Origin of the sequence: Bacteroides sp. 51, assembly GCF_010500965.1 — a bacterium.
Classification (GTDB): domain Bacteria; phylum Bacteroidota; class Bacteroidia; order Bacteroidales; family Bacteroidaceae; genus Bacteroides.
Map to the genome: position 1 here is coordinate 14,862 of NZ_QVMI01000001.1, position 25,060 is coordinate 39,921.

The window sequence follows — 25,060 nt, forward strand, 5'->3', positions numbered from 1 at the left end:
GGTGCGGCAAGCCGCGCTGCGCAGCCTATCCCCCTCCGGAGGGGGCAGGGGGAGGATAAACCGGATGGAGACTTAAAAACTCAGAACTCAGAACTCAAAACTTAAAACTCAAATGGACGAAATAGTACAATTCGATTTTCCGACAGATTCTCCGAAGATCATCAAAGTGATTGGTGTTGGAGGTGGCGGGGGTAACGCTGTCAACCACATGTACCGCGAAGGCATACATGATGTAACTTTTGTGCTGTGTAATACAGATAATCAGGCTTTGGCAGAATCACCCGTTCCGATTAAACTTCAATTGGGTAAATCTATTACTCAAGGTTTGGGTGCCGGCAACCGTCCGGAACGTGCCCGCGAAGCTGCCGAAGAAAGCATTGACGATATAACCGCTCTGCTGAGCGATGGCACCAAAATGGTGTTCATCACCGCCGGTATGGGTGGAGGAACAGGAACGGGTGCCGCTCCTGTAATTGCCCGTATCGCAAAGGAAATGGATATACTCACCGTGGGTATCGTAACCATTCCTTTTATCTTCGAAGGCGAGAAAAAGATTATCCAGGCGTTGGATGGTGTAGAACGCATCGCTCAACATGTAGACGCCCTACTCGTTATCAACAACGAACGCCTACGGGAAATCTATGCCGACCTTACCTTTATGAATGCGTTCGGTAAAGCAGATGATACACTCTCAATTGCTGCTAAGAGTATCGCGGAAATTATCACCATGCGCGGTACCGTAAACCTTGACTTTGCCGATGTGAAAACCATCCTCAAAGATGGTGGCGTAGCCATTATGAGTACCGGATTCGGCGAAGGCGAGAACCGTGTGACCAAAGCGATTGAAGACTCGCTCCACTCACCGCTTCTCAACAACAACGATATTTTCAACGCTAAGAAGGTCATGCTTAACGTTTCTTTCTGCGAGAATTCGGAGTTAATGATGGAGGAAATGAACGAGATACACGAGTTCATGAGCAAATTCCGCGAAGGTGTTGAGGTAATCTGGGGTGTGGCGCAAGACAATACACTTGAAAAGAAAATCAAGATCACCGTACTGGCCACCGGATTCGGTGTAGAAGATGTACCCGGCATGGATTCTGTCCTCGAAAGACGTTCGCTGGAAGAAGAAGAGCGTCAACAAGCCATTGAGGAAGAAAAAGAGAAGAACAAAGAGCGTATCCGCAAGGCTTACGGTGAGAGCGCCAGCGGCATCGGAGCCAAGAATATCCGCAAGCGCCGCCATATCTATCTCTTTACTCCCGAAGACCTGGATAATAACGATATCATAGCGCTGGTAGAGGATTCACCCACTTATCGCCGTGACAAAACTACGCTCGAAGATATTCGTTCAAAGGCCACGGAGCCTACAGAAACCCCAGACGAAGTCCCAGGTGCCGACGGCGGAGTAATCACCTTCTAGCGCCAAGGTGCAGGGGAGGCAGGGACCCCAGCCGATGGCAGCAAGCCGCGCTGCGCAGCCTATCCCCCCGCAGGAACTCTCCTCCTTTTCAAGGAGGAGTCCCCGAAGGGGGAGGTGGTTGATATAAAAAGACTATAAACCCAAAACTATAAACTAAATGAATCTATTTGATAGAGTCAGCGAAGACATTAAAAACGCAATGAAGGCAAAAGATAAAGTTGCCCTCGAAACTTTGAGAAACGTAAAGAAGTACTTCATAGAAGCTAAAACCGCTCCCGGAGCAAACGATGAGCTGAGCGACGATGCCGCATTGAAAATCATCCAAAAGCTGGTAAAGCAAGGTAAAGATGCTGCTGAAATCTACGTTGGACAAAACCGTCAGGATTTAGCCGATGCCGAACTGGCCCAGGTAAAAGTAATGGAAGCTTATCTTCCCAAGCAAATGAGTCCCGAAGAACTGGAAGCTGCACTTAAAGAGATTATCGCCGAAACCGGTGCAGAAGGTGGAAAAGACATGGGTAAGGTTATGGGTGTAGCTTCCAAAAAGCTTGCCGGACTAGCCGAAGGCCGTGCTATCTCTGCAAAGGTAAAAGAACTACTGGGGTAATATTACCCCAGTAGAATGAGCTTAGCCACTTACCGGAGGGTACTCTCCCCTCCATTCAACAGATTTATTCGTTTCCGCTACAAAAACAACATCCTCGAAACTATTTTATAGCTTAACGAGACAAAAGGAAATCCTTTTTGCCTCCAAACATCCTATCTTGCACTACCAGAGAATTACAACTCTGTTTACCTCAAAACCGTAAATAACATGAAAAACAACCTACTACTAACCTTACCGGGATTGCTATTGCCATTGACCAGCGCCGACAGCCATCCGGTAACAGAAAAGAAGGGAGATCAACCCAATATCCTCTGCATTGTTTGCGAAGACATCAGCCCGTATCTGGGTTGTTATGGCGATCCGGTGGCGGTGACACCCAATCTAGATCAATTTTCCGGTGAGAGCATCCGCTACACCGGGATGTACACGACTATCGGTGTTTCATCTCCGAGCCGTGCGGCGCTGATTACTGGAATGTACCCCACATCCATTGGGGCCAACCATATGCGTACTGCGCAAAACAAGTCGAAACCCAAAGGAATCTCTCCCTACGAAGTGGTACTCCCCGCAGGGGTTAAGTGTTACACCGAGTTTATGCGGGAGGCGGGCTATTTCTGTACCAACAATTCCAAAACAGACTATCAGTTTGAGGCGCCCCTCACCGCCTGGGATGAACAGGGCGAAGCAGCACACTGGAAGCATGCACCGGAAGGAATGCCTTTCTTCTCTATATTCAACCTCAATGTTACGCACGAGTTTCAGGTGATGCAGCGTGCCCACCTTCCGCTAACGGTTCAGCCGGAAGACGTCATTCTCCCACCGTACTATCCGGACGACCCTGTTATCAGGCGGGATATGGCAGTGATGTACAGCAACATCACCGAAATGGATAAGCAGTTCCGGCAGTTGGTAGACGAACTGAAAGCCGCCGGCAAACTGGATAACACCATCATTATCTGGTACTCCGACAATGGTGGTCCGTTGCCGAGGCAGAAGCGGGAGCTATACGAATCGGGAGCACTTGTTCCGTTTATGATCCGCTTCCCCGATGGGTATAAAGCCGGATCGGTTGATTCCGGTCTGCATATGTTTGTCGACATTCCGGCTACTATCCTGTCGCTGGCCAATATTCCCACGCCCGGATATATGCATGGTCGCGCTTTTCTTGGTAAATATAAGGGTGAAGACCGCAAGTATATCTATGGTGCCCGCGACCGGTTGGACACTTTCTACGAGAAGCAAGGAAGCGTTAGGGATAAGCGTTACCGGTACATTCGCAATTACATGCCCGAACAGCCGGACTATCTGCCTATCATCTCCCGTTCGTCTATGCCGCTGATGCAACGGTTAGTGGAACTGCACGAAGCGGGAAGATTAAACCAAGACCAGGAGAAGTGGTTCCAAGCCCCCCGCCCTGCCATAGAGTTCTATGATGTAGAAGCAGACCCTCACGAGCTGAACAACCTGGCGGACGATCCTAAATACAAGAAAAGGATAACCGAACTCAGCGCTGAGTTCGACAACTGGATAGCGCAGTATAATGACATGTGGAAGTACACCGAACCGGAAACCATCGAAATGTTCTGGCCCGGCGGCATACAGCCCGTTGTGGAGCGTCCCGAAGTCAAGATCAAGAACGGTGTTGCTACGCTGACCTGTGCCACGGAAGGCGCTTCGATTGCTTATCAGATCAATGGAAAAGGCTTCAACGAGAAGCACTGGATGCTCTATAATACCCCATTCGCAGTAAAGGAAGGAGATAAAATATCTGCCATTGGTGTACGTGCCGGGTATAAGAACAGTTCCGTGCAAGCCGAGGCCGACGAGTTGTTGCTGGATTGGGTAGAAACACTCCTCTCCTATCAGATCAGTCACCCGAACCCTTCGTTGGATGGTGGGTTGCTCTGCCCGGCCTGCGCACGTGTGCATGGACGGTGCGGAGATGCCGTACTGCCGCTTATGTACATCGCCGAGAAAACAAGCAACGCCAAGTACATTAATGCTGCCAAGCGACTGATGAAGTGGATGGACAACGTGCATATACACAACGGTTCATGGATGAACGACGTCAACGTATCCGACTGGGACGGCACGACGGTCTTTGCTGCCATTGCCCTGTACGAAGCGCTACACTATCATGGGCATTTGTTGGACGACTCTACCCGCACGGCCTGGCGCAACCAACTATTGCCCGCCGGAGAGTTTATTTATAAGAACGACTTTATCTACAGCCGCCGCCGCGAGGGTATGCGTAATATGAACGTCAATTACTCGGCATCGGCTACCTATGCGCTTTATGCTATCGGCAAGGAATTCGGAAGGCAGGACTTCATTGACAGGGCACAACAAATTGCGGGTGATTTGAAGGCTTTCTTCACCGAAAACGAATACTTCCTCTTTGGCGAAGGGCCTGAGATTCGCAACAAGACTAGGAATGGTTGCCTCCCGGTCGATTTATTGTATAATGTAGAAGAATCTCTTCCTAATATGGTCTACTACGCCCACATGGCTGGAGATACAGAACTAATGTCTCTCTTAGAGAAGTCTATGAACACCCATCTTGAGTTTATGCTTCCCGATGGCGCCTGGGATAACAGCTGGGGAACGCGTAGTTTCAAATGGACGTACTGGGGCGGACGAACAAGCGATGGTTTCATGGGTGGGTATGCCGTTCTTGCCGACAAGCACCCTGAATATCAGGAGGCTATCCGCCGGAACATATCTTTGCTAAAACAGGCCACGCACAAAGGTCTGCTGCATGGGGGGATGCACTACCATGCGTATGGAGTAGAGGCTTGTATTCATCATACCTTCGGGCATTCCAAGGCGCTGGCGTCTTTTCTTAATCAGCCGGTCAGTACACCTGCGCCTGTAGCTCTGCCACGTGATAAAGCCTACGGGGTGAAGCAGTTTAAGGATATCAATACCTGGTTGGTGTCGGAAGGCGACTGGCGGGCCACCGTAACCGGTTTCGACTCGGAGTATAAGGTGAAAGGTACGCACCCTATGGGTGGAGCGTTGTCTATGTTATGGCATAAAAAGACGGGGCCGCTGTTTGCCGCCACGATGAATAAATACACGCTGATTGAGGCTCCTAATATGCAAGCCGACACACAGGAGCATCGTATGGCGGGTACACCACGTGTAGAACTCTACGAGGAGGGGGTGATGTATAGCAACCTGGACGATCTGGACACAAAGATTGTTTACTCTAACGAGGAGGATGCACATCGGTTCCGTGTGTATACGCATCTGGTAGATAGTGAACAACGGGCTTCTGCCGCGGGTGCCGGGGAGGTAGAAATTGAGTATTTGTTCCGGGGGGAAGAGGTTATCATCCGGTGCCGGATTCCTGAGGAGTTATGTAAAGCCGGGGCACGGCTGATGCTTCCGGTTATCAGTACGCCGGGGCAGAATGAAGAGGTGGTTTCCCAGGTCCTGAAGGTTAAAAACAAAGGTGGAGAGGTAAACCTGCACAGCGCAAACCGGATGGAGATTGCGCCGTCGAATAACGGGCGTATCTTTAATCCTGTACCCGGATTCGGTTTTATACCTGTAGCGGTGTATCCGGATGGGGAAGGGAAAGTAGAGGTAAGGATAAGGTTGTAGGGGCGGTTCGCGAACCGCCCAATACATTATATCTTTGGCTTACCCCCCATTCTGAACTCCATCACTCCCCCATTCATGATCTCTTCATGGGTGATGTAGAACCGCTTAAGCGGTTTCCCATTCAGCTTAACAGATTGCACATAGATATCCTGTGGCGATTTACGCTCGGCTTTAATCCGGAATTCCTTATTGCCCGGCAGCTTCACCACACATTCCTCAAACGCGGGTGTACCTATAACGTATTGCCCATCGGATGGGTTTACCGGATAGAACCCCAGTGTACTAAACACATACCAGGCCGACATTTCACCGCAATCGTCATTGCCGGCATAGCCCGATGAGGTGGTGTTGTAGAGCGTGGTTACGATCTGGTTCACATACTTCTGCGTCTTCCACGGCTGACCGGAATAGGTATACAGATACGCCACATGATGACTCGGCTCATTGCCGTGCGCATACTGACCGATAAAGCCCGAAGCATTGTCGTTCAGCTCACCGCTTTGGTGGGTGGAGGTGAAGAAGGCGTCCAGTTTCTTTTCGAACGCTTTCTTTCCTCCGGTGAGTTCAATTAAAGCCTCAACGTTGTGGGGCACGTACCAGTAATATTGCCAGGCATTGCCTTCGGTAAACGGGTACCCGCCGTTGGCTCCGTATTTGTAGGGGTCGAAGGGTTGCATCCACTGGCCTTTATCGTCTTTAGGCTGGAAGAAATGGGTATCGGGGTTATAAAGATTCCGGTAGAATGCGGAGCGTTTGATAAAGCGTTGATAATCTTCTTCCTTGCCGAGCTTCAATGCCAACTGTGCCACGCACCAATCATCGAAGGCTTGTTCGAGGGTGATGGAGACGGATTGGGTCTGGATGTTTTCGGGCATATAACCATACTTCTCCCATACCTCGAAAGGTGAATTGGGATGGGAGGTCAGGGAACTGTTGCGCACGGCCTCGTATGCTTTCTCTACGTCAATGCCGGGGATTCCTTTAAGGATGGCGTCCGTAATAACGGGGATGGAGTGGTTGCCGATCATGCAATAGTTATCCTGTCCCCACAGTTGCCAGATGGGCAGATAGCCGTAGTATTCGTATTGGCGGATCATGCTCTTTACGAAATCAGTCACCCGATCCGGGTTCAGGATGGTGTAGAGCGGATGGGCGGCGCGGTACGTATCCCAAAGGGAGAATGTGGTGTAGTGGGTTTCGTTATGGGTTACCCTGCGGGTGGTATAATCGGCTGCCATGTATTCGCCGTTCGTATCGGACATGGTGTTGGGTTGGAGCAGCATGTGGTAAAGGGCGGTGTAGAACGTCTCCTTCTGGGTATCATCGGCGGTGATGGTTATTTTGCTCAATTCCCGTTCCCAGCTGTTGTCGGCGGCTTCTACGTATTGGTCGAAATCCCAGTGGGCGGCTTCGCGGTGCATATTCTGTTGGGCGTTCTCCATAGATACGGAAGAAAGGGCGACTTTGCACAGTAGCGGATGGGTGTTCAGGTGGCCAAAGTGAAACACCCCGTGCAGGTTGGTGCCGTTAATGACCGGGGTGTTCTCGTGCGTGCGGTCGCCATCGCGCAGGGTGGAAGAAAGGATCGGATGGGAGAACTCCATGTAGAAGTAAACCTTCCGTAGCTTGGCCCATCCGGTGATGATGCGGTAGCCCTCTACGGCGCGGTCGTTAACGATGCGGATCTGTGAGTTGATGATCTTACGGCCCCAGCTTCCTTTATTGGCCGAGTGATCGAGGTCGAGAACGACTTGTGCATCTTTGCCCGTGGGATAGGTGTAGCGGTGGATGCCTGTGCGCACCGTCGCGCTCAGTTCTGCGTTGATTTGCTCGTCCAATAGCATCACCTGGTAGTATCCGGGGCTTGCTTTCTCCTGGCTGTGCGAGAAGGAAGAGGAGGTGCGGCCGTTGGTGGTGGGCAGCATCAATATATCGATCAGGTCGGAAGCGCCTGTACCGCTCAGGCGGGTGTGGCTGAATCCGTAAATGGTGTTGTCGTTGTAGTCGTAGCCTGCTGCTTGTGCCCAGTCGGGAGCCTCGCGCGTATCGGGACTGAGCTGGACCATGCCAAACGGAACGGTAGCCCCGGGGTAGTTATTGCCCGAGAGTCCGCCTTCAATGGCGCCGGTGCCGATAAAAGGGTTGACATAACGGGTGGTATTTCCGGCTTTGCCATTGCAAAGGGTTAACACGATAAAAGCAAGGATAAGAAATGGTTTCTTCATTGTATTAAGGATTAGTCCGGGTCGTGACCCAGAAGTTTAACAGCACCAAAAGTAGGCATTACAGAAGAGGGGACAACGAACAAACGCGGCAAAAAATGATACGTTTACAGCAAATAAGAAACTTTCTCACAGACCATGAGAAACCTTCTCACCATGAACGAGAAACTTTCTCAAGACGATTGAGGTACTTTCTCAGAACGAACGAGAAACTTTCTCAAAGAGGATGAGAAACTTTCACTTCCTTCCGACGCCTCACCGTCCGACAAGAAGTACAATATTCCACCTAGTTTTTGCAACTATTCACATTATTTATATATCTTTGCGCCCGCAACATTACAATTCAGTATAGTTAGAGCCTATTTTATTAATCTTATGAAGAAATTAGCATTCATTCCTATCTTATTATTGCTCCTCATTCAGCCTTCGCAGCTAAGAGCGCAAGAACTTTTCATCAATGCAGATTTAGTAAGTAGTTTCCTTTGGCGCGGTATCAAGTACAACGATGCCTGTCTGCAACCCAGCATGGGTATCAGAGGTGGTGGACTACAGTTCATGGTGTGGGGTTCTACCGATTTCAACACCTACGGTAGCCACGTCGACCTGTTTCTGAGTTATAAACTAAAGAACTTCCGGTTTGAAGTAGCCGATTATTTCGTTCTCAACAACCCGGACGATTCTTTTAATTACTTCGACTACAAGGCCAACACGACCAACCACATGTTCGAGGCAAACGTAACCTATACGGTAGATCCTAAAAGATTCCCCCTTGCCATCAAGTGGAGCACCTTCTTCGCCGGAACCGACTTTTACGACAGCGAAGACCCCGGCAAACGTTCTTACTCATCGTACCTGGAATTCGGTTATCCTTTCTCGTACCAGAACTTCGACTTCCGTGCCGAAGTGGGTATGACCTTTTGGGACGGACTTTATGCCGATAAAACCAACGTCGTAAACCTCGGCCTTTCGATGGGCAAAAAAGTAAGGATTACCGATAAAATCACCATCCCGGTTTCGGGAAAACTGATTTTCAATCCGTATTTGCAGAAGAGCCACTTCGTATTTGCAATCAACCTGTAGCCAGCGAGAGGGAGGATGGAACCCACTGTATCACTCCTCCTTCATATCCACCGTTCCGGGTTGCAATACCGTTAATTGCAGGCAAATAGCCAGAGAGACGGCTGCGATCATCGTTATAAAAACCAGGTCAGTATGTCCGCTATCAATGGCCTTGCCCAGTTCATTGGTTATGATGGCCCCGGCAGATATCCCTGCGAAATTCATCAGCCCATAGCCCGTGGCGCGGTAGCGGGAAGAAACGAACTGGCAGAGAATAGGCATATTATTCACATCGAAGATGCCAAAGCCAAGCCCGAAACCAAGCGCTCCGGATACAATGGCAACCAAACCCTCGCCATAGCCAATCAACAACAAAGACGGAATAGTAATAACCAGCCCAATGACCCCGGTGTAGATACGTCCCTTCAAATGCTTCTGCACCCACTTGTCCGAAACATATCCGCCAACGAGCACCCCCACCAATGAAGCAAAGGCAATGACCATAGTAGACAGAGGTCCCGCCTGTGCCATATCCATATGCAGCGATTCGCTAAAGAGCGTCGGTAGCCAGTTCTTCGTTGCCCATCCCGGCAGACTTGGGGCCGAGAAGTAGAACAAGATAACCCAAAAGGCGATATTGCTGAACAGCATCGACAAACCCTTTACCGCCGTCTTCAATTCCTTCCGGATGCTCCTCTCTCCGGATTGCTCCACCCTATAGGTTTTCTTCTCGCGCAGGAAAAGAATAAGAACCAGGCTGTAGGCCATACCCACAAGTCCGAAAGTGTGAAAGGTGAATTGCCAGGAGAAAGCATCGGCCAATGTAGCTCCATAGCCACCCAATGCCTGCCCCAGATATATGCCCGAGGTATGAAGCCCAATCGCCAGAGAACGGGTTTTACCCTGGTGAAAGTCGGCAATTAACGACAAGCCCGCCGGGATATAAAAGGCTTCGCTTATACCCATCAACGCACGAAGAACATAGAGCTGCTCCATATCCCGGGCGTAGCCCATAGCCAACGTAACGCCCGACCATACAAAGAGACTGATTACAATCAGCCATTTCCGGTTTAACCTGTCGGCAATGGCACCAGACAGCGGACTCATAAAAGCATATATCCACAAGAAGATAGCCATTAACCGCCCGAAATTCGCTGCCGACATCAACTCCGCAATATCCTCCATCATAAAGGGACGCATGGTAGAAAGCATCTGCCGGTCCAGATAGTTCAGCAACGCCACAAACCACAGCAAGCCCACAACGATCCACGGATAATTCTTTTTATCAACTAACATAATCGAAATCTTATGGGTTAATGACTGATATGGAATGACGAGTAAATCCAGTTCCGGGCCTTCTCCCAATGTTCGGGATAGCCGAAGTGTGCCGCATCTTCCATCAGTTCAAGTGTTTTAGGAGCAGTTATCGTATTATAAGCCGCAAACATAGAAGTGGGTGGGCATACCATGTCATTGTACCCAAAGTAATAATAACCGGGCACTTTGAGCATTCGCGCAAAGTTCACCACATCGTAGTACGAAGCAGTATTCAGCTTCTGTTTCAGGACCTCGGGGGTGTCCGTGTGGTCTTTAAACAAATGCGGCCACCCACCGGCACGGCCCTTTGTATAGCCATTCAAATCGCAAAGTGCAGGATAGAACGATACCAAACCTTTGATGCGAGGGTCCAAAGCGGCAGTTATTATAGATAGCGCCCCACCCTGGCTCACCCCTTGCACAATAAGATTCTCTCCATCAAACCGCGACATGGAAAACAGGTAATCGACTGCCCGGATACAGCCCAGATACACCCTCTTGTAGTACACATCATCCCGCGAATCCCAGTTGGCATATTGATAATTATACAACCCGCCATTCAACAAGTCATCGTAGATAGAAGGCTCCATCGTAACGGGAATGCCGTGAATGCCAATTTCCAGGGTTATCATTCCCTTCTCCGCCTCGGCAATGAGTCCGTTATAAGGCCGGACACCGGCACCCGGCACCCGCAACAAAGCAGGGTATTTCCCCTGCACCCTGGGAATGCACAGTATGCCATACAGCCGGTTGCCGATACGATAATTCTGTAGGTTGAGTTCGTAAACATCTACCTTCTCCGTACACCGGTCGGGCAGTAAGCGCAACCGGGCATCCATCGGAATCTTTGCGTTCTCCTCTTTGGCCCTTTCCCAGAACTCCCCGAAATCGGCGGGTAAAGTAGCCACAGGCGTTATCTGTGCGGGCGAGAAAGCCGCCGTGGCTCTTCCTTCATAATTGCGCCCTTCGAACCTGGCCCACACCCGGCAGCGCAGAAAACCCGGCACGTTCATCGTGCCCGCATTAACGGTCAGCGTTCCGTCCTTTAGTTGCAGGCTTTCCTTCTTAACAGGCGGCATCATGTCTTGCGACACCTCATAGCGTACCTCTATGTCAGATACGGCGACATTGCTTTTCATTACTTTTACATCAAACTTTACCTGCTCTCCCGGTTTATATTTCCAATCGGCATGATTGGGCGTAACAACAACTTTAAGCATCTGCTCGCGGGATTGAGCAAAGAGCGTAAATACCACAACGAATAGTGTGGCAGTCAGTATCATTCTTTTCATGATATTTTGTTTTAAAAGATTCTTTCAATCATACATTCAGATCAAGAGCTTGAAGGGCCTGTTCAATCCGCGTCCGGTGTTCGCGGTCAAAACGGTTGAAGGGAGACGCCATAAAATCATTGCACACCCCCAGAACAGACAACGCACACTTCACCCCTTTCAGGTAACTCGACCCGAAACTGCCTTGCGTATAAATTGTAGTACTGATCTGCATTATTTTACGTTGTAAATGCTGTACCGTATCCACATCGCGGGATATCGCTGCGTTATACAAATCCACATAGAGCCGGGGAAATATATTCGCTCCCCCGTTCACCCCACCACTAGCGCCTAGCAGTACAGCCTCGGCCGTCATCTCCTCCGGACCAACGAAAATAGAGAAGTCTGCGTGATCCCGCATCTCATACATCACCGTCTGAAGGTAAGTCCCATTGGCCGAACTATCTTTAAACCCAATCACCTTCTCGTTTTGCGCAATCCGTTTAATGGTAGACGGAGCAAACGTTACCTTTGTATGCACAGGCATATTGTACAGGAACAAAGGCAAAGGCAACTGAGGGACGAGGTTCTCATAAAACTCCGCCAACTCCGGTTGCCCTGTGGCAAAATAGTACGGCGGAGCAGATACCAACGCATCGGCGCCACATTCGTGAGCTATCTGAGATAAACGAATACTCTCCATCAACGAAGTGTCCGAGATGCCCACCAATAAGGGCAATCTTCCTCTCAGTATGCGGGTAGTTTCCCTGATCATCTCTACCCGTACCCGGAAACTCAGGCTTTGGGCCTCTCCGGTTGTTCCCAGAATAAAGATACCGGTCACTCCCCCGGCAATAACATGTTCAACGAGTCGTTCCAATCCGCATATATCCAATCGGTCATTATCCAGCAAAGGAGTCACCAAAGGAGGGATTATACCATAGAATGTTGTTTTCATACCTGTATTTTTTAATTTTTAGACATAAGCATCCCTTGCAGCATAGATTTTCTATACCACAACTACAATACCGTTATTATTTTGAAGAATTATGCCCCGGCCGGAAGCATATACATTAAAGGTTTATTTCTCAAAGTGCGAAATAATCCACTTCGGGAAGTCAAAGACAGATAAGATTCTTCTTTCTTCAAAGTCAAAAACCATCGTCTCCAACTCCTTCGCGAACCTCTGCCCCATTTTCTTTCTTTTCACCGGATTCATCACAGACACATCCAGATGGAAGAACCTGAACAACAGCGCTTCTATCTTCGAGGTTTTATTCATCAGTTTATTGCGCCGTTTGATGGAGCGTACACCCGAATCAACATACTCAAAATCTCCTTTCTCATAATAGATAATTAAATTCAGAAGCTGTATGGGGCGGTAAATCCAGATATCATAATAACTATCACTCACTATGATGGGAGCCAGTTGTTTCCGTGCCAACCCCAACTTCTTATTCATTAAATAAATCACAGCCATATAAACAGAGAAGTGCAGATACTGCTGCGGACGGAGGTATTCAATCTTCTGAATCAAATTAGACCTAAACCGTTCAATCACCTCCAGACTTTCTTTATACTCTCCCCTATCCAGATGCGGTATGGCGGAATAGATGAAATCGATACACGCAATTTCCACCTGGAAGTAAACCGACGGATAATCAAGCTGTCGCAGGTTATTGAGATAATATTCCATCTGATCGTATTCCCCTATTCTTTTCAGACTCTCCAATATCCCCTCAAGTACCATTACATAATACACCGGTGGGTTGTTCCACAACTTCTTATTCCTCAGAAACAGTTTATTCAACTCATAGAAAGAGTTCAGAGCCGATTTATAATCGCCTATGCTGATAAAGTAATTGGCCTGAAACAGTTGATGCATCTTGTCTATCTGGAAGATGTTGTTCCGCAACTTAGACGTTAGCGTAATCTCACTGATAATAAGATCATTGAAAGCCTGCAACTTCAACGAAGACCCTACGTACTGATGCTTCTGTATTCGATACCGAAGCAGTTCATACAGATAAGCCTGCTCATTAATCTGCCGGACAATCTTCAACGTATCACTGATCTGGTTTTCCTTTTGTATCAGGTCTTTCTCTGAGAACCCGTTAAACTCTTCCAACAGGACATGATCAAGCTCCATCCGCCTGGCAATGAGCGAAATATAATAGTTTCCCAATCCTTCGGCCTCACCTTGCAGTTGTTGTATCATCTGGAAAGAATCGGCATTGAGGTTCCTTTCTAATAATATCTTCGCCTTCAACACCTTACTATAAAGCGCATATTCCTGATCCTGATGCTGCTTGATGTCAACGAGTACCCTTAATATATAATCGTACAAGTACCCCACCACAGGAATAAAAGCAGCGCGGGGGTGCTTAGCCATAAAGCATTCGGACAGTATCTTACTATCCGAAATCTTTTGTTTATCAATCATCTTGAAAAGCTCCATATATCCTTTTACGCTCTTCGTTTCGGTAGAACGCAGGTATATAGCCTTCTTTTCCGATTTAGATAAAGACTTTACCAATAATATTAAAGAGTTGGTTTTACTCACGGCTTGTTATAGACATCTAATATTTCAACATCACTTCTGTAAGGGATAGAAGATTGGGCACCCATTACCGTAGTAGCCAGAGCCGACGCTTTGCAGGCAAATTCCACAGACTCTACAATGCTCTTTCCTTCAAGGATAGCCACACAAAGAGCACCATTAAACACGTCGCCTGCCCCAGTGGTATCTATGGTATCAACCTTTATCGCCGGAATCCGGTGGTAGTGATCACCCTCTTTAATGAGTGCCCCTTCCGCTCCCAGTGTAATGATAACAATTTCAACACCTTTTTGATTGATCTCCAAGGCTGCCCGTTCCGCACTTTCCCAGTCTACCACTTTAATACCCGAAATGGTTTCTGCTTCAATCCGGTTAGGAGTTATCACATACAATCTCTCCATGAGCGAAGGGGGAAGCGCCTGGGCCGGCGCCGGGTTAAGTACTAACCGGAGATTCTTTTCCCTGGCTATGCGGGCTACATAATCTACCGTAGCCAGAGGAATCTCAAGTTGCATCAACACGATATCGCCAGGATTCATTTCCTTTTCTACGTTCATCACATCCTCGGGCGAAAGAGACATATTGGCACCGGAAGCCACTACAATACAGTTCTCACCGAAAGCATCTACCGTAATGAGTGCCAGCCCTGAAGGGTTATTCAGGTCCGAAAACATATACAGTGCATTAATGCCTTCGCTTTCGAGCAACTCCACACATTGTTTTCCGAATATATCATTGCCGGTCTTCGCCACAAATATCACTCTTCCACCCAAACGTGCGGCGGCAACTGCCTGGTTGGCTCCCTTACCACCCGGGTTCATCATTACGGTTCCTCCCAGCAATGTTTCCCCCGGTACGGGTAGGCGGGTTGTCTTAATCACCATGTCCGTATTACTGCTTCCGATAACTATAATTTTGCTCATGTTGCTTTGTATTCTGTTACACAATATAATACTAATTTTCTAATTGCGACAGCTCAAACCGGATAACCTCAACGGCCTCTTTCTGGCGGGAAACGATTATGTATAGATATCCGTCATGCACGATAGAATAGGGATAAGCGAACTCTCCGCTTTTCCAACGGCCTTCCGTATATTTCATCACATACTTATCTTTGGCTATAATGTAATGTTTTCCAAATTTGAAGCCGTCTTCGGTAGTAGAGAACACCAGCGGCGTTCTTTTTCCCATATCTAATGTATCGGGTGTACCTACATAATAAGACCCGCCATCGGGCAGTTTCGCCAAATGTAACTTTGTATTATCGTTAGAGAATTTAATCCGGTTAGGTACGCCCCACTTCTCTCCGTTCAACGAAGACTCTTGCCACAAATAGTTTCTTCCTTTTGTATCTCTGAACAACGTATAGATGCTGTCGCCCTGCTCGATGATGGCTCCTTCTACCAGGCTTGCCGTTTCACCGGGACGGAAGTTTGAGTTCTCTGACTTTATCCAACCGGATAATCCGGTAGGATCATCGGTATAATAGAAGTTCCGGTTACCGGTTAACAATAACCTGCCCGAAGAGAGTTTACTCGGACGGTGCGACGGAAAGATCGGCAACCCCAGATCGACAGGGCCTTCCCAATGCTCACCATCAACAGAGCGCATCGCAAAAAGACGCGGGTTCGGCCTTGATGTTCCCTCGCCCAGATCGTTCCGGGTGTAATAGGCCACCAGCAGATTTTCATTGGCAACAAGCAGTCCGCCGGGAGTAAGTACATATTCCGGAGCAATGTCCTTCAACACCCTGCATTCCGTCCAGTTCATACCATCCGTAGAGGTAGAGAAAAGTACGCGTTGACTTCCTTCATCCTCTCCATGTATCCCATTAGAGAATATAGCAATGAACTTACCTTGAAAATAAGCTAAAGACGGGTGGTGGGAATAATGCCAATCGTCATCGCCAGGTAGATATACATACGAACGTTCAATATTCAGTTGGGGAATGCTGACGTAAGCATGATAATTGTTTGAGAACAGATAGGTTGGGTTCTGTTCTCCCGTATTTGTATTTACTCCGGAATCACTGCTGCATGCACAAATTGCTATTCCGAAGAGGGCGCTTGCCATCAAAAGGTTAAGGCTAGATTTACGTTTCATGGGTTTGGTCTTTTTAGTTATGTATTATTTTCCTGTTACAGCACGAACCAATGCATCGGTGAGTTCCTGCTTTCTTTGATGATCCAATACTAAGTATTGTTGTAGTCCGTTGATCCCGGGAACAAAGACAACACCGCCTTTTTCATTGGCTATCACCTTCCCCGGAGTAGTAGCACTCAATCCATACTGGTATCCTTCTACCGAAACGAGCACGGAAATTAAGTCCCAGCATTCTCTGTCGTAAGGCATAGGAAGGAAGCTGCGGTATCCCAGTTCCAAGGGATGAGGCTGCTTGAAGTCATTCTCAATGCTTGTTGCCGGATATTTAATGGCGGCGCCTACTTCCCATCCACCCACAATCATAGCCGTAGGCCAGTGTGCAAAGACATAGGTGGCAGACGGGATGTCCTTTACCACATTATATTCGGCTTTGGTGCTGTCTCTGAAATTGCCCGCCATCACAGAAAGGAGCTTCACTTTCTTCTTCACCAGTTCATAACCGGATAAAGGTGAATATTCATCTGCTCCGGATTGCAACAACCGCGACAGATTGGACGAGAAACCTACTGAGATGATCGTTACCGAGTGATCGGGCTGCCCGGCCAATAACTTCCGTTGCATCTTCCACGCCTCGGGCAGCTTGGAATCTACATGGAGTTTCCGCTTAAAGATGTATTTTCCTTTATTCCGAGCTTCCACAACCGGTTTCAGATACTTACCGTCGTCGGGAGTTGGTCCGTCTGTACCAATAAACCCAACCGGAGTTTGTTTTACTCCGTAATAGTGGTTCATAATATCAATGAATGGGATAGCATGGGCATTGGCTTTATTAATCGTAATTCCCAACAGGTTTACCTTACCTTGTTTCTGGTAATTATAGAGCATGGCCAGTGCCAGTACATCGTCAATGTCATTGCCTACATCCGTATCAAAGATTACGGAGATAGCGGATGCCTGTGCTTTCTTGATCTTATCCTGCTCTATCTTCTTTTTCATGTCGGGATAGCGGATGAGTATCTGCGCCGGATCAAGGATGACATGACGAATCTTCCGTCTCTTCCAGGTGTAAGTAATGTGTATCAACCCGTCTGCCGCCTGTACCACCGCCGGATAGGAGTATTCTCCTTTTTCATTCTCCAGTTCAAGAATCGTTTCCCATTGCACGCCATCAACAGAGATAGCTACGTTCAGCGGACTCCTCGGACCAGACCATTTGTTGGCAGGCTTTTCCGAGTGGTTGTAGACCAAGAGGTGGAAACCTTCGCGAAGGGTCACAGCATCGGTTCCGGAATTAGGGTTCGGCAAGCCGAAGGACTGAACATCGCTCCACGTCCTGCCATTATCGTACGACCAACTATCGACCATTCCGCCATCTTTGCTCCGGGCAACGGCTTGCAATACCTGGTCGCCATGATCGAGAATGCTGGGTTGGATAGCATTCAACCCGTTCGGATCGGACAAAGAAGGAGTGATTGCCCAGGTTTTACCCAGGTCCGGTGTTACTTCAAAATGCAGCTTCCATCCTTCATCCGGATTCACTTCGGTACTGGATGGACAGATCAACCGCCCATCCGAAGCCAGGAACGGTCTGTTCTTTATTGGTCCCAGGATATCTTCGGGCAAGCGGATACCCTCCGACCAGGTATGCCCACCGTCATTAGATTCTTTCAACATGCCCCACCATTCGCTTGGACTGGGCCCCACTTTATAGAACAGCATTAATGCCCCACCCGGCACCTGAAAGAGCACCGGATTCCAACAAGGATAGCGTTTACCTTCGTGCTGGATGCCATTGGCCACCGATACCGGGACGGACCATTTGCCGTCCTGGTAATGGCTCAGCCATATTTCGACATCCCTGTTGGCCTCTTTCGTTCCACCAAACCAGGTGGCGATCATCCCATGAGGTGTTGATTCAATAGAAGAGGCATGGCACTCGATGAATGGCGCTTCTTCGTAGATAAATCCTTTATGCACCATAATGTTATCCTGAACGGGTTGATGAGGCAACATAAGGGATGTCAAAATAGTGAGTAGTATCGTATACATAGTCTATCGTATTGGTTAATAACCTGGATTCTGTTCTAACTTCACACTGAAGTTTGCATCAATGGCAGATTGTGGTATAGGGTATAAGTTATGTTTATCACTGATGGTCTTCCGGGTTTCTTCATTCATATTGTACTTCTTCACCCGTTCGACTAGTTTTCCTACCCTGCAAAGTGTTCTCCGGCGAGGTTCTTCGAGGATAAGTTCTCGTGCCCTTTCATCAAGGATGTAATCAATATCAATCTCGCCTTCAGATACAGGATGCGCTTTGGCACGACTTCTGACCGCGTTGATATCTTTTGCCGCATTCGTTTTATCTCCTTTATGCAGATAAGCCTCGGCTCTGAGCAGATAGGTTTCTGCCAATCGGTAGACGATAAAGTCTTTGCCCGTACGCCCACTTGTGGTATTTCCCTGCCAGGCTCTTCCTTCTACCTTACGTGGATACGGGTAGATGCGTTGCAGGGTATCCAACGGCGTGGTCTTAGGTTCTACCTTCTTGCCGAAATAAGCGGATGACTTATTATTGTAGTAGAACTCCCGTTTGATGTTGTATTTGGAGTTACGCATATCGTTATCCCAATTGCCTTTCCAAAGGTTATAGAGAAAGTATGTGGTGGGGCGCATAATAGCTACTCCTCTACCCAAAGTATCAACATGCAACGACATGCCTAATTTGCCATTCGGGTCAGTGAGTTGCACCAGAAATGGAAGAGCACCGCGCACCATGTGGTTTCCGTTCATTGTTCCAGCACCTCCGGGGGTGTATTCTTCGTATTGCCATACGTAGATCGTTTCCAGATTGCCAGAGCTACGGTTCATGTTTCCCTGCTTGAACAGGTCGGAGAAAACATCGCCGGGCTGACTCTTCTCGCTTCCGAAGCGTTCGGTCATGAGTTTATAAAGTCCGCAGTCTATCACATCCGTTGCACTCTTAATGGCTTTATCATACTGCCCGAGGCTGATGTAAACTTCGGAAAGCAAATGATCTGCCGCTCCTTTCACTATGCGCCCTTCTTTATCTTTAGATACGGTGGTGGGCAACCAGGTGGAAGCAAACTCCAGATCTCCCGCTATAAACTCATACACGTCCTGCCGTGACGCCCTTACGAAATCGGTTTTAGGAGTGGTAATGAATTTATCTACAATAGGCACCCCGCCGTATAGGTTTGCCAGAATATTATAGGCATATCCACGGAAGAATTTAGCTTCGGCTATGATAGCGTTTCTTTCTTCTTCGCTCTTCCATATGTGCTTCAGGTCCTCGCGTTCGGCATTCTGAATGATGTTATTGGCATACGGAATGAGCGAGGTGTACAACCAGTTCCATGTACGGCTCGACGTGTCGTTATCCGGAGTGAGGAAGGTTTCATAATTCCGGTATATAGGCTCGCCCAACTGTCCTACGGTAATGATATCGGTACCGGTGAACATATTGAAGAAGCGTCTTAAGTCGTCGCCGGAGAGTTCTTCTTTTGCAAATTGATGCAAGCTGATGATGTAATGTTCAAAACCTTTCACTGAGGTCAACACGTTATCGTCTCCCAGTTCGGCTTTAGGTACTTCGTTCAGGAAATCGTCATTACAGGAAGTCCATAAGGCAGCCGACAGGCAGAACAGGCTACCACACAGGCATATTCCGATTGTTTTTATATATCTTTTCATGATTGAGTGTTTTTAAGGGTTAAAATCCTAGGTTTAGTCCGAACACAATGGTTCTTGGCATAGGGTACATGTCTTCCCAAGCCGTACCACCGCTTTCCGGGTCAGCGCCGATCCAATCGGTAAAGGTATAGAGGTTCTTTCCGCTAACCGACAGGCGTAGGGTGGATATACCGACCTTATTCAATAACTTCTGGGGTACATCGTAGGTTAAGGCCACATCTTGTATGCGCACAAAGTTGCGGCTGTAATACCAGTTGTGGTTATACTTGTTTTCGTGCATGAGCGAGGGTCGGGTATTGGATTTGTTCTCGGGTGTCCACCAACCCACATCAATAAAGTTCAGCGAACGTTCTACGGGGCCTCTTCCCACCAACCCGAAGCTGGACTTCCATCCCTGCATAGCGTTGATGAATATGGAAAGATTGAAGTTTTTATACCTGAAATTGTTATTGATACCCCATCGGTACTTGGGTTGTCCGCCCTGCCCGATAATTTTACGGTCTTTATCGGCTGTAATGTTTCCATCGCCATCAATGTCCTTCACCTTCGTGTAACCGGGTTTGAAGCCTACGGGCAGGTCGTCGCCTTCCTGATAAATCCCGTCGAATACATAGTCGTAGTAAACGGTGATGGGTTGGCCTATGAACCAGTTGTTACCGACATCGTCGTCTTCCTTTCCATCGCCATCTGTATCGGATCTGTAAAGATGTACAATCTTGTTGCGGTTGGAAGAGAAAGTGAAGTTGGAACCCCATTCAAAATCTTTCAGTTTAACGTTTACGGTGTTCAATGTGATTTCTATACCGCGGTTGTTTACCTCGCCCAGATTGGTCCATACGCTGGGGAACCCGGTCATGCGGGGCAAGCTGCGTTGCACCAACAGGTCTTTGGTATCCATGTTGTACCACTCGATGGTACCACCGATTCTGCCTTTGAGGATTTCAAAGTCCAGTCCGATATTGGTGGTATAGGTTGTTTCCCATTTCAATCCGGAGTTTGCCATGTTGCCGGGATAGTAGCCTAAAGAGGTAGTACCGCCATCGCCAAATACATATTTGGTGGTACCCAACTTGCTCAACGACTGATAGGGGCTGATGGCCTGGTTACCCACTGCACCGTAGGACACCCTGAGCTTGAGCATATCAATAGGCTTTATCTTTTTCATGAATCCTTCTTCCGAGATTAACCATGAGAGTGCTCCGGAGGGGAAGGTGGCGTATTTGTTATCGGCGGCAAATACCGAGCTACCGTCTCTGCGTACAGTGAAGGTGGCCAGATAGCGTTCTTTGAAACGATAATTGAAGCGGGCCATGTAGGAAACTCCCTGTACCTCATTGGCATCGGAGGCTACGGTTTGCGTTTCGCCCAGTCCCAGGTTGTTCCATCCCAGGGCATCGGAGGTCATCATAGAGGAGTTGGCTGTGGTATTTTCGAACTCCATCGCGTTCCTACTGTACAATAGGGTTACATCAATGTGATGGTCTTTGCCTATGTAGCGATTGTAGTTGATTATGTTTTCCACCATCCAGTCGTAGTAGTTCCGGTTCACTTTCTTGGCAGCCTTCATGTTGTTTTCCTTTGCTTCGTCCTGGCGGGTAGCATTATAGGCGTGCGACCAACGGAGGTTAGGAGAAGCGTTGACTTTATAGGACAGCCCTTCGATAAACGGAACCTTGATGTTGGCGAAGAAACCGGCAAAGAGATTGTTTTGTATTTCTTCGTTGCTTTTATAATAAGCGTCGTACAACATGTTGCCGGCTGCGTTCTCACCATCGGCCACGAATTCGCGGGGTGTTCCGTCTTCGTTGTAGATGGTTCCGTAGGGGCTTGTACGCATGAGTCTTTCGAGATTGGTTTTCACTCCGGAGAAGTTTCTGCGTGCGTAAATGGCATTTGTTCCGACGGTGAGCCAATCGGTTATTTTCGTTTCGAGGTTGATGCGGAACGATACGCGGTCCTGATTGTCGTTAAGCATAATTCCTTTTTCTTTAGACAAGGCGGCAGACATGTAGTAGTTCACCCGATCTGTACGGCCCGATATGCTTACGTCATACGATTGCATGCCTGCACTTTGGGTTCCGATGTCCCAGGGATCGATGGTTTTGCCGGCCGTGTAGTTCTCGCCTTCATTGGGCGCCATATACGATGCTACCTGTGAGGGGTCGGCTTCTAATCCGGCTTCACGCCTGAAGTCGAGTATCTTCTGCACGTAGCGTTCGGGAGATAAGATCTTGACGGTGTGCCCGGGTTCCGAAAAGCCGTAGAAGGTATTGAAACGGATAACGGGTTTCTCGGAAGCGCCCTTCTTGGATGTAATCAGCAGCACACCGTTGGCGGCCCTTGACCCGTAAATGGCCGAGGCGCTGGCGTCTTTGAGGACTTCCATAGAGGAGATGTCATTGGGGTTGATGTCGGAGATGACACCGTTGTAGATGGTTCCATCGAGTACAATCAGCGGATTGTTGCCTGCACTTAAGGAGCGCGGACCGCGGATTAGTATGGAGCCGTTTTGTCCGGGGCGCCCGTTGTCGGTAAACTGTACTCCGGCTACACGTCCTCTAAGCGATTGGGTGATGCTGGTATTGGGCAGGTTCTCGGTTTCGGACATTTTGATCTTCGATACTGAACCTGTCACATTGCGTTTGGACTGGGAGCCGTAGCCAATGACAACGGTTTCGGTAAGCATGTTTACTTGTTCTTCCAGCACAATACGGATGTGGCCGGAGGTTTTAACTGCCACTTCCTGGGGGGTATATCCAATGTACGAGAAAACGAGAGTTTCGCCTGCACCGACTTTCATTGAGAACTGACCGTTAAGGTCGGTTATGGTACCTTGATTAGCATTTTTTGCTTTCACCGATACTCCGATCAGGGGTTCGTTTGCCGTATCGACAACGACACCCGTGATGTTTAGCTGCGCATAGACAACCATCGGAGCACATAACAATAACAGAAATAAGATTCTTTTGACCATCATGGCATGTGTTTTTTAGTTTAAATGATATAAGATTAGATAAGATTGTTCGGGATTACTTAACTGGCACCGGACCAGATGATGAACATCAGTCCGAGGATAAACAACAGGAACATCAATCCGAGGTAGATGTTGGCGCTCTTCGGAACGCCTTTGAACTCTTTCCAGATCAGGATGCCCCAGAGGGCGGCAATCATCGGCGCACCTTGTCCCAAGGCATAGGAAACGGCGGCTCCGGCTTTTCCGGCGGCAACGTAGCTGAGCAAGGTACCCAACGCCCAGATCACTCCCCCGAAAACGCCGACCATATGGGTGGCAAACGAACCGGAGAAATATTCCTTGTAGGACACGGGCGAGCCAACGAAGGGCTTTTTCATTACAATTGTATTGAAAAGGAAGTTGCTGGCGAATACACCTATGGCAAACATGAAGAATGCGGTGTAAGGGGTAATCATACCGGCTGTGGGATTCTCGAAGTTTTCCAGGTCCATAGCCGCCGCGACAAAACGGTAGAAGAAGGACATCAGTATTCCGGCGAAGGCTGCGAGCCAGATGCCTGTTTTGCCTTTCTTGCCTTCGTGGGGTGAGGCGGGCTTTTTACTTGCGGCAATTCCGTTGAGGACAATGGCTATTACTACAAAAGCAACACCGAGAAAGAGGGTCAGCGGATCGCCCTTCTGCGCACCGAAGTAGTTTATAAACACGCCCAGCACTAAAGCAAGTCCTACGCCCAGTGGGAAGGCTACCGACATTCCGGCAATGGATATGGATGCCGACAAGAGGATGTTGGAGGCATTGAAGATGATGCCACCCAACAGTGCGCTGGCCAGATGGGATGATTCTGCCTGGCAGATATCGTCCATAAAGCCCCGGCCGGAGGTGCCCATGCTTCCGAGGGTAAACGCCATCAGGATCGAAAAGATCAGGATGCCGATGGTGTAGTCCCAGTAGAAGAGTTCGTATCTCCACGTTTTACCTGCAAGCTTCTGGGTGTTTCCCCAGGAACCCCAACAAATCATCGTGATGACGCAGAGTAAAACGGCAAGTGTGTAACTACTGACTATAAACATACTTGTAAGTTTTATGGGTTATTGGTTATGTTTTCTCTGTAAGGAATGGAGTTCTGCGCGCCCATTCGGGTGACGGTAACAGAAGCGCACTTGTTGGCAAAGGCGATACTTTCGGCGAGGTCTTTATTCTCCGAAAGGGCAACGGAGAGCGCACCGCAGAAGGTATCTCCGGCGGCTGTGGTGTCTACCACCTCGACCTTTTCGCCGGGAATCTGTATGTACCGGTCGCCTTCTTTCAGCAGCGCGCCGAGCGAACCGAGGGTAATGACTACAATGTCGACCCCTTTGTTGCTTATGATCCGGGCTGCTTCGCGGGCGGTATCCCAATTGCTGACCTTGACACCGGAAAGTATCGTGGCCTCGGTGGCATTGGGTATGATCATATACAGATTCTTAAGCAATGCATCCGAAAGCGGCTGGGCAGGGGCAGGGTTTAGTATCACCTTGATTCCATGTCCGGCGGCAAGGGCGGCTGCATATTCCACGGTTTGAATGGGGATTTCCAATTGCATCATCAGTATATCGGCGCTCAACACCATGTCGTTAGCTTTCTCGATATCTTCGGGAAGCAGGTTCTTGTTGGCTCCGGAAGCTACAACGATGCAGTTCTCGCCGGCAGCATCGACCGTGATCAGCGCCACGCCGGACGGATTGGTGGGATCGGAGAAGATATAGTCGGTGTTAATGTTTTCTTTCTTGTACAATTGCAGGGATTGAAAGCCAAACACATCGTTACCTGTTTTCGTAATGAAAGTAACATTTCCACCCAACCGACTGGCAGCCACCGCCTGATTGGCTCCTTTCCCTCCGGGGTTCATCATAAAGGTTCCACCGAGAATTGTTTCGCCGGGAGCAGGCAGTTTTTCGGATTTGATAACCATATCGGTATTACAGCTCCCCAATACTACAATTTTGTTTGAAATCATATGAATAGTTTATAAGGTTAATGAATAAGGTGTATTCTGGTAACGTCTGCCCGATTACATGATCGGACAGTACAAATAAAGAGGAAGTACGGAAGTTTAAAAAACGAATTATAACAGGATAAGAGGAATACAAAAGAGTAAATACGAAACTAAAACCACTGCAACAAACTGATTACAAGCATCTTAAAATCTTTAATTTTTTCAA

Annotated in this window: 16 protein-coding genes; 4 read left to right on the plus strand and 12 right to left on the minus strand. The window is 48.5% G+C overall.

Annotation, left to right across the window (positions count from 1 at the left end; translation table 11 throughout):
• Positions 1-112 precede the first annotated feature (112 nt).
• The 3 genes from ftsZ to D0T87_RS25010 all read left to right on the plus strand — a co-directional run bounded on the left by ftsZ (position 113) and on the right by D0T87_RS25010 (position 5,639).
• Positions 113-1,423: a cell division protein FtsZ gene (gene ftsZ / locus D0T87_RS00065; protein ID WP_163171611.1), complete on the plus strand. Its 1,311-nt coding sequence runs from the start codon at positions 113-115 to the stop codon at positions 1,421-1,423.
• Positions 1,424-1,580: 157 nt separating this feature from the next.
• Complete coding sequence (locus tag D0T87_RS00070) at positions 1,581-2,030, plus strand: GatB/YqeY domain-containing protein (RefSeq protein WP_163171613.1); 450 nt, start codon at positions 1,581-1,583, stop codon at positions 2,028-2,030.
• A 207-nt stretch (positions 2,031-2,237) separates the two neighbouring features.
• The gene (locus D0T87_RS25010; protein WP_163171615.1) at positions 2,238-5,639 is read left to right on the plus strand and encodes a sulfatase-like hydrolase/transferase; all 3,402 of its coding nucleotides are present in this window, start codon (positions 2,238-2,240) and stop codon (positions 5,637-5,639) included.
• A gap of 26 nt (positions 5,640-5,665) precedes the next feature.
• Here the strand turns inward: D0T87_RS25010 and D0T87_RS00080 are convergent, their stop codons facing one another.
• Entirely contained in the window at positions 5,666-7,864 is a 2,199-nt protein-coding gene (locus tag D0T87_RS00080) for a GH92 family glycosyl hydrolase (RefSeq protein ID WP_163171617.1), read from the minus strand.
• A gap of 372 nt (positions 7,865-8,236) precedes the next feature.
• Here D0T87_RS00080 and D0T87_RS00085 point away from each other — a divergent pair, with 372 nt between their 5' ends.
• Entirely contained in the window at positions 8,237-8,941 is a 705-nt protein-coding gene (locus D0T87_RS00085) for a hypothetical protein (protein ID WP_163171619.1), read from the plus strand.
• A 30-nt stretch (positions 8,942-8,971) separates the two neighbouring features.
• On the opposite strand, the gene D0T87_RS00090 is transcribed toward D0T87_RS00085, so the two are convergent.
• The 11 genes from D0T87_RS00090 to rbsK (D0T87_RS00140) all read right to left on the minus strand — a co-directional run bounded on the left by D0T87_RS00090 (position 8,972) and on the right by rbsK (D0T87_RS00140) (position 24,855).
• On the minus strand, positions 8,972-10,216 hold the full coding sequence (locus tag D0T87_RS00090; RefSeq protein ID WP_163171621.1) for an MFS transporter: 1,245 nt from the start codon (positions 10,214-10,216) through the stop codon (positions 8,972-8,974).
• Positions 10,217-10,233: 17 nt separating this feature from the next.
• The gene (locus D0T87_RS00095; RefSeq protein ID WP_163171623.1) at positions 10,234-11,529 is read right to left on the minus strand and encodes an acetylxylan esterase; all 1,296 of its coding nucleotides are present in this window, start codon (positions 11,527-11,529) and stop codon (positions 10,234-10,236) included.
• A gap of 28 nt (positions 11,530-11,557) precedes the next feature.
• Positions 11,558-12,466 carry a dihydrodipicolinate synthase family protein gene (locus D0T87_RS00100; RefSeq protein ID WP_163171625.1) on the minus strand — a complete coding sequence of 303 codons (909 nt, stop codon included), beginning with the start codon at positions 12,464-12,466 and terminating at the stop codon, positions 11,558-11,560.
• A gap of 123 nt (positions 12,467-12,589) precedes the next feature.
• Entirely contained in the window at positions 12,590-14,071 is a 1,482-nt protein-coding gene (locus D0T87_RS00105) for a hypothetical protein (protein ID WP_163171627.1), read from the minus strand.
• Positions 14,068-14,991 carry a ribokinase gene (rbsK, locus tag D0T87_RS00110; RefSeq protein ID WP_163171629.1) on the minus strand — a complete coding sequence of 308 codons (924 nt, stop codon included), beginning with the start codon at positions 14,989-14,991 and terminating at the stop codon, positions 14,068-14,070. The genes D0T87_RS00105 and rbsK (D0T87_RS00110) overlap by 4 nt, the downstream gene beginning before the upstream one ends.
• Before the next feature lie 31 nt (positions 14,992-15,022).
• The gene (locus D0T87_RS00115; RefSeq protein ID WP_163171630.1) at positions 15,023-16,171 is read right to left on the minus strand and encodes an exo-alpha-sialidase; all 1,149 of its coding nucleotides are present in this window, start codon (positions 16,169-16,171) and stop codon (positions 15,023-15,025) included.
• 24 nt (positions 16,172-16,195) lie between these two features.
• Complete coding sequence (locus tag D0T87_RS00120; protein WP_163171632.1) at positions 16,196-18,220, minus strand: exo-alpha-sialidase; 2,025 nt, start codon at positions 18,218-18,220, stop codon at positions 16,196-16,198.
• 15 nt (positions 18,221-18,235) lie between these two features.
• On the minus strand, positions 18,236-19,885 hold the full coding sequence (locus D0T87_RS00125) for a RagB/SusD family nutrient uptake outer membrane protein (protein ID WP_163171635.1): 1,650 nt from the start codon (positions 19,883-19,885) through the stop codon (positions 18,236-18,238).
• Positions 19,886-19,904: 19 nt separating this feature from the next.
• A complete protein-coding gene (locus D0T87_RS00130; protein ID WP_163171637.1) occupies positions 19,905-22,862 on the minus strand; it encodes a TonB-dependent receptor in 2,958 nt (985 codons plus the stop codon).
• A gap of 56 nt (positions 22,863-22,918) precedes the next feature.
• Positions 22,919-23,929, minus strand: coding sequence for a GRP family sugar transporter (locus D0T87_RS00135; RefSeq protein WP_163171639.1), 1,011 nt, complete (start codon positions 23,927-23,929; stop codon positions 22,919-22,921).
• A gap of 11 nt (positions 23,930-23,940) precedes the next feature.
• Positions 23,941-24,855 (minus strand): ribokinase, encoded by a 915-nt coding sequence (rbsK, locus tag D0T87_RS00140; protein WP_163171641.1) that lies wholly within the window; start codon positions 24,853-24,855, stop codon positions 23,941-23,943.
• Positions 24,856-25,060 lie beyond the last annotated feature (205 nt).

Coding starts and splice junctions, on each gene's coding strand:
- ftsZ (WP_163171611.1), top strand. CDS start 113: ATGGACGAAATAGTACAATTCGATTTTCCGACAGATTCTCCGAAGATC.
- D0T87_RS00070 (WP_163171613.1), top strand. CDS start 1,581: ATGAATCTATTTGATAGAGTCAGCGAAGACATTAAAAACGCAATGAAG.
- D0T87_RS25010 (WP_163171615.1), top strand. CDS start 2,238: ATGAAAAACAACCTACTACTAACCTTACCGGGATTGCTATTGCCATTG.
- D0T87_RS00080 (WP_163171617.1), bottom strand. CDS start 7,864: ATGAAGAAACCATTTCTTATCCTTGCTTTTATCGTGTTAACCCTTTGC.
- D0T87_RS00085 (WP_163171619.1), top strand. CDS start 8,237: ATGAAGAAATTAGCATTCATTCCTATCTTATTATTGCTCCTCATTCAG.
- D0T87_RS00090 (WP_163171621.1), bottom strand. CDS start 10,216: ATGTTAGTTGATAAAAAGAATTATCCGTGGATCGTTGTGGGCTTGCTG.
- D0T87_RS00095 (WP_163171623.1), bottom strand. CDS start 11,529: ATGAAAAGAATGATACTGACTGCCACACTATTCGTTGTGGTATTTACG.
- D0T87_RS00100 (WP_163171625.1), bottom strand. CDS start 12,466: ATGAAAACAACATTCTATGGTATAATCCCTCCTTTGGTGACTCCTTTG.
- rbsK (WP_163171629.1), bottom strand. CDS start 14,991: ATGAGCAAAATTATAGTTATCGGAAGCAGTAATACGGACATGGTGATT.
- D0T87_RS00115 (WP_163171630.1), bottom strand. CDS start 16,171: ATGAAACGTAAATCTAGCCTTAACCTTTTGATGGCAAGCGCCCTCTTC.
- D0T87_RS00120 (WP_163171632.1), bottom strand. CDS start 18,220: ATGTATACGATACTACTCACTATTTTGACATCCCTTATGTTGCCTCAT.
- D0T87_RS00125 (WP_163171635.1), bottom strand. CDS start 19,885: ATGAAAAGATATATAAAAACAATCGGAATATGCCTGTGTGGTAGCCTG.
- D0T87_RS00130 (WP_163171637.1), bottom strand. CDS start 22,862: ATGATGGTCAAAAGAATCTTATTTCTGTTATTGTTATGTGCTCCGATG.
- D0T87_RS00135 (WP_163171639.1), bottom strand. CDS start 23,929: ATGTTTATAGTCAGTAGTTACACACTTGCCGTTTTACTCTGCGTCATC.
- rbsK (WP_163171641.1), bottom strand. CDS start 24,855: ATGATTTCAAACAAAATTGTAGTATTGGGGAGCTGTAATACCGATATG.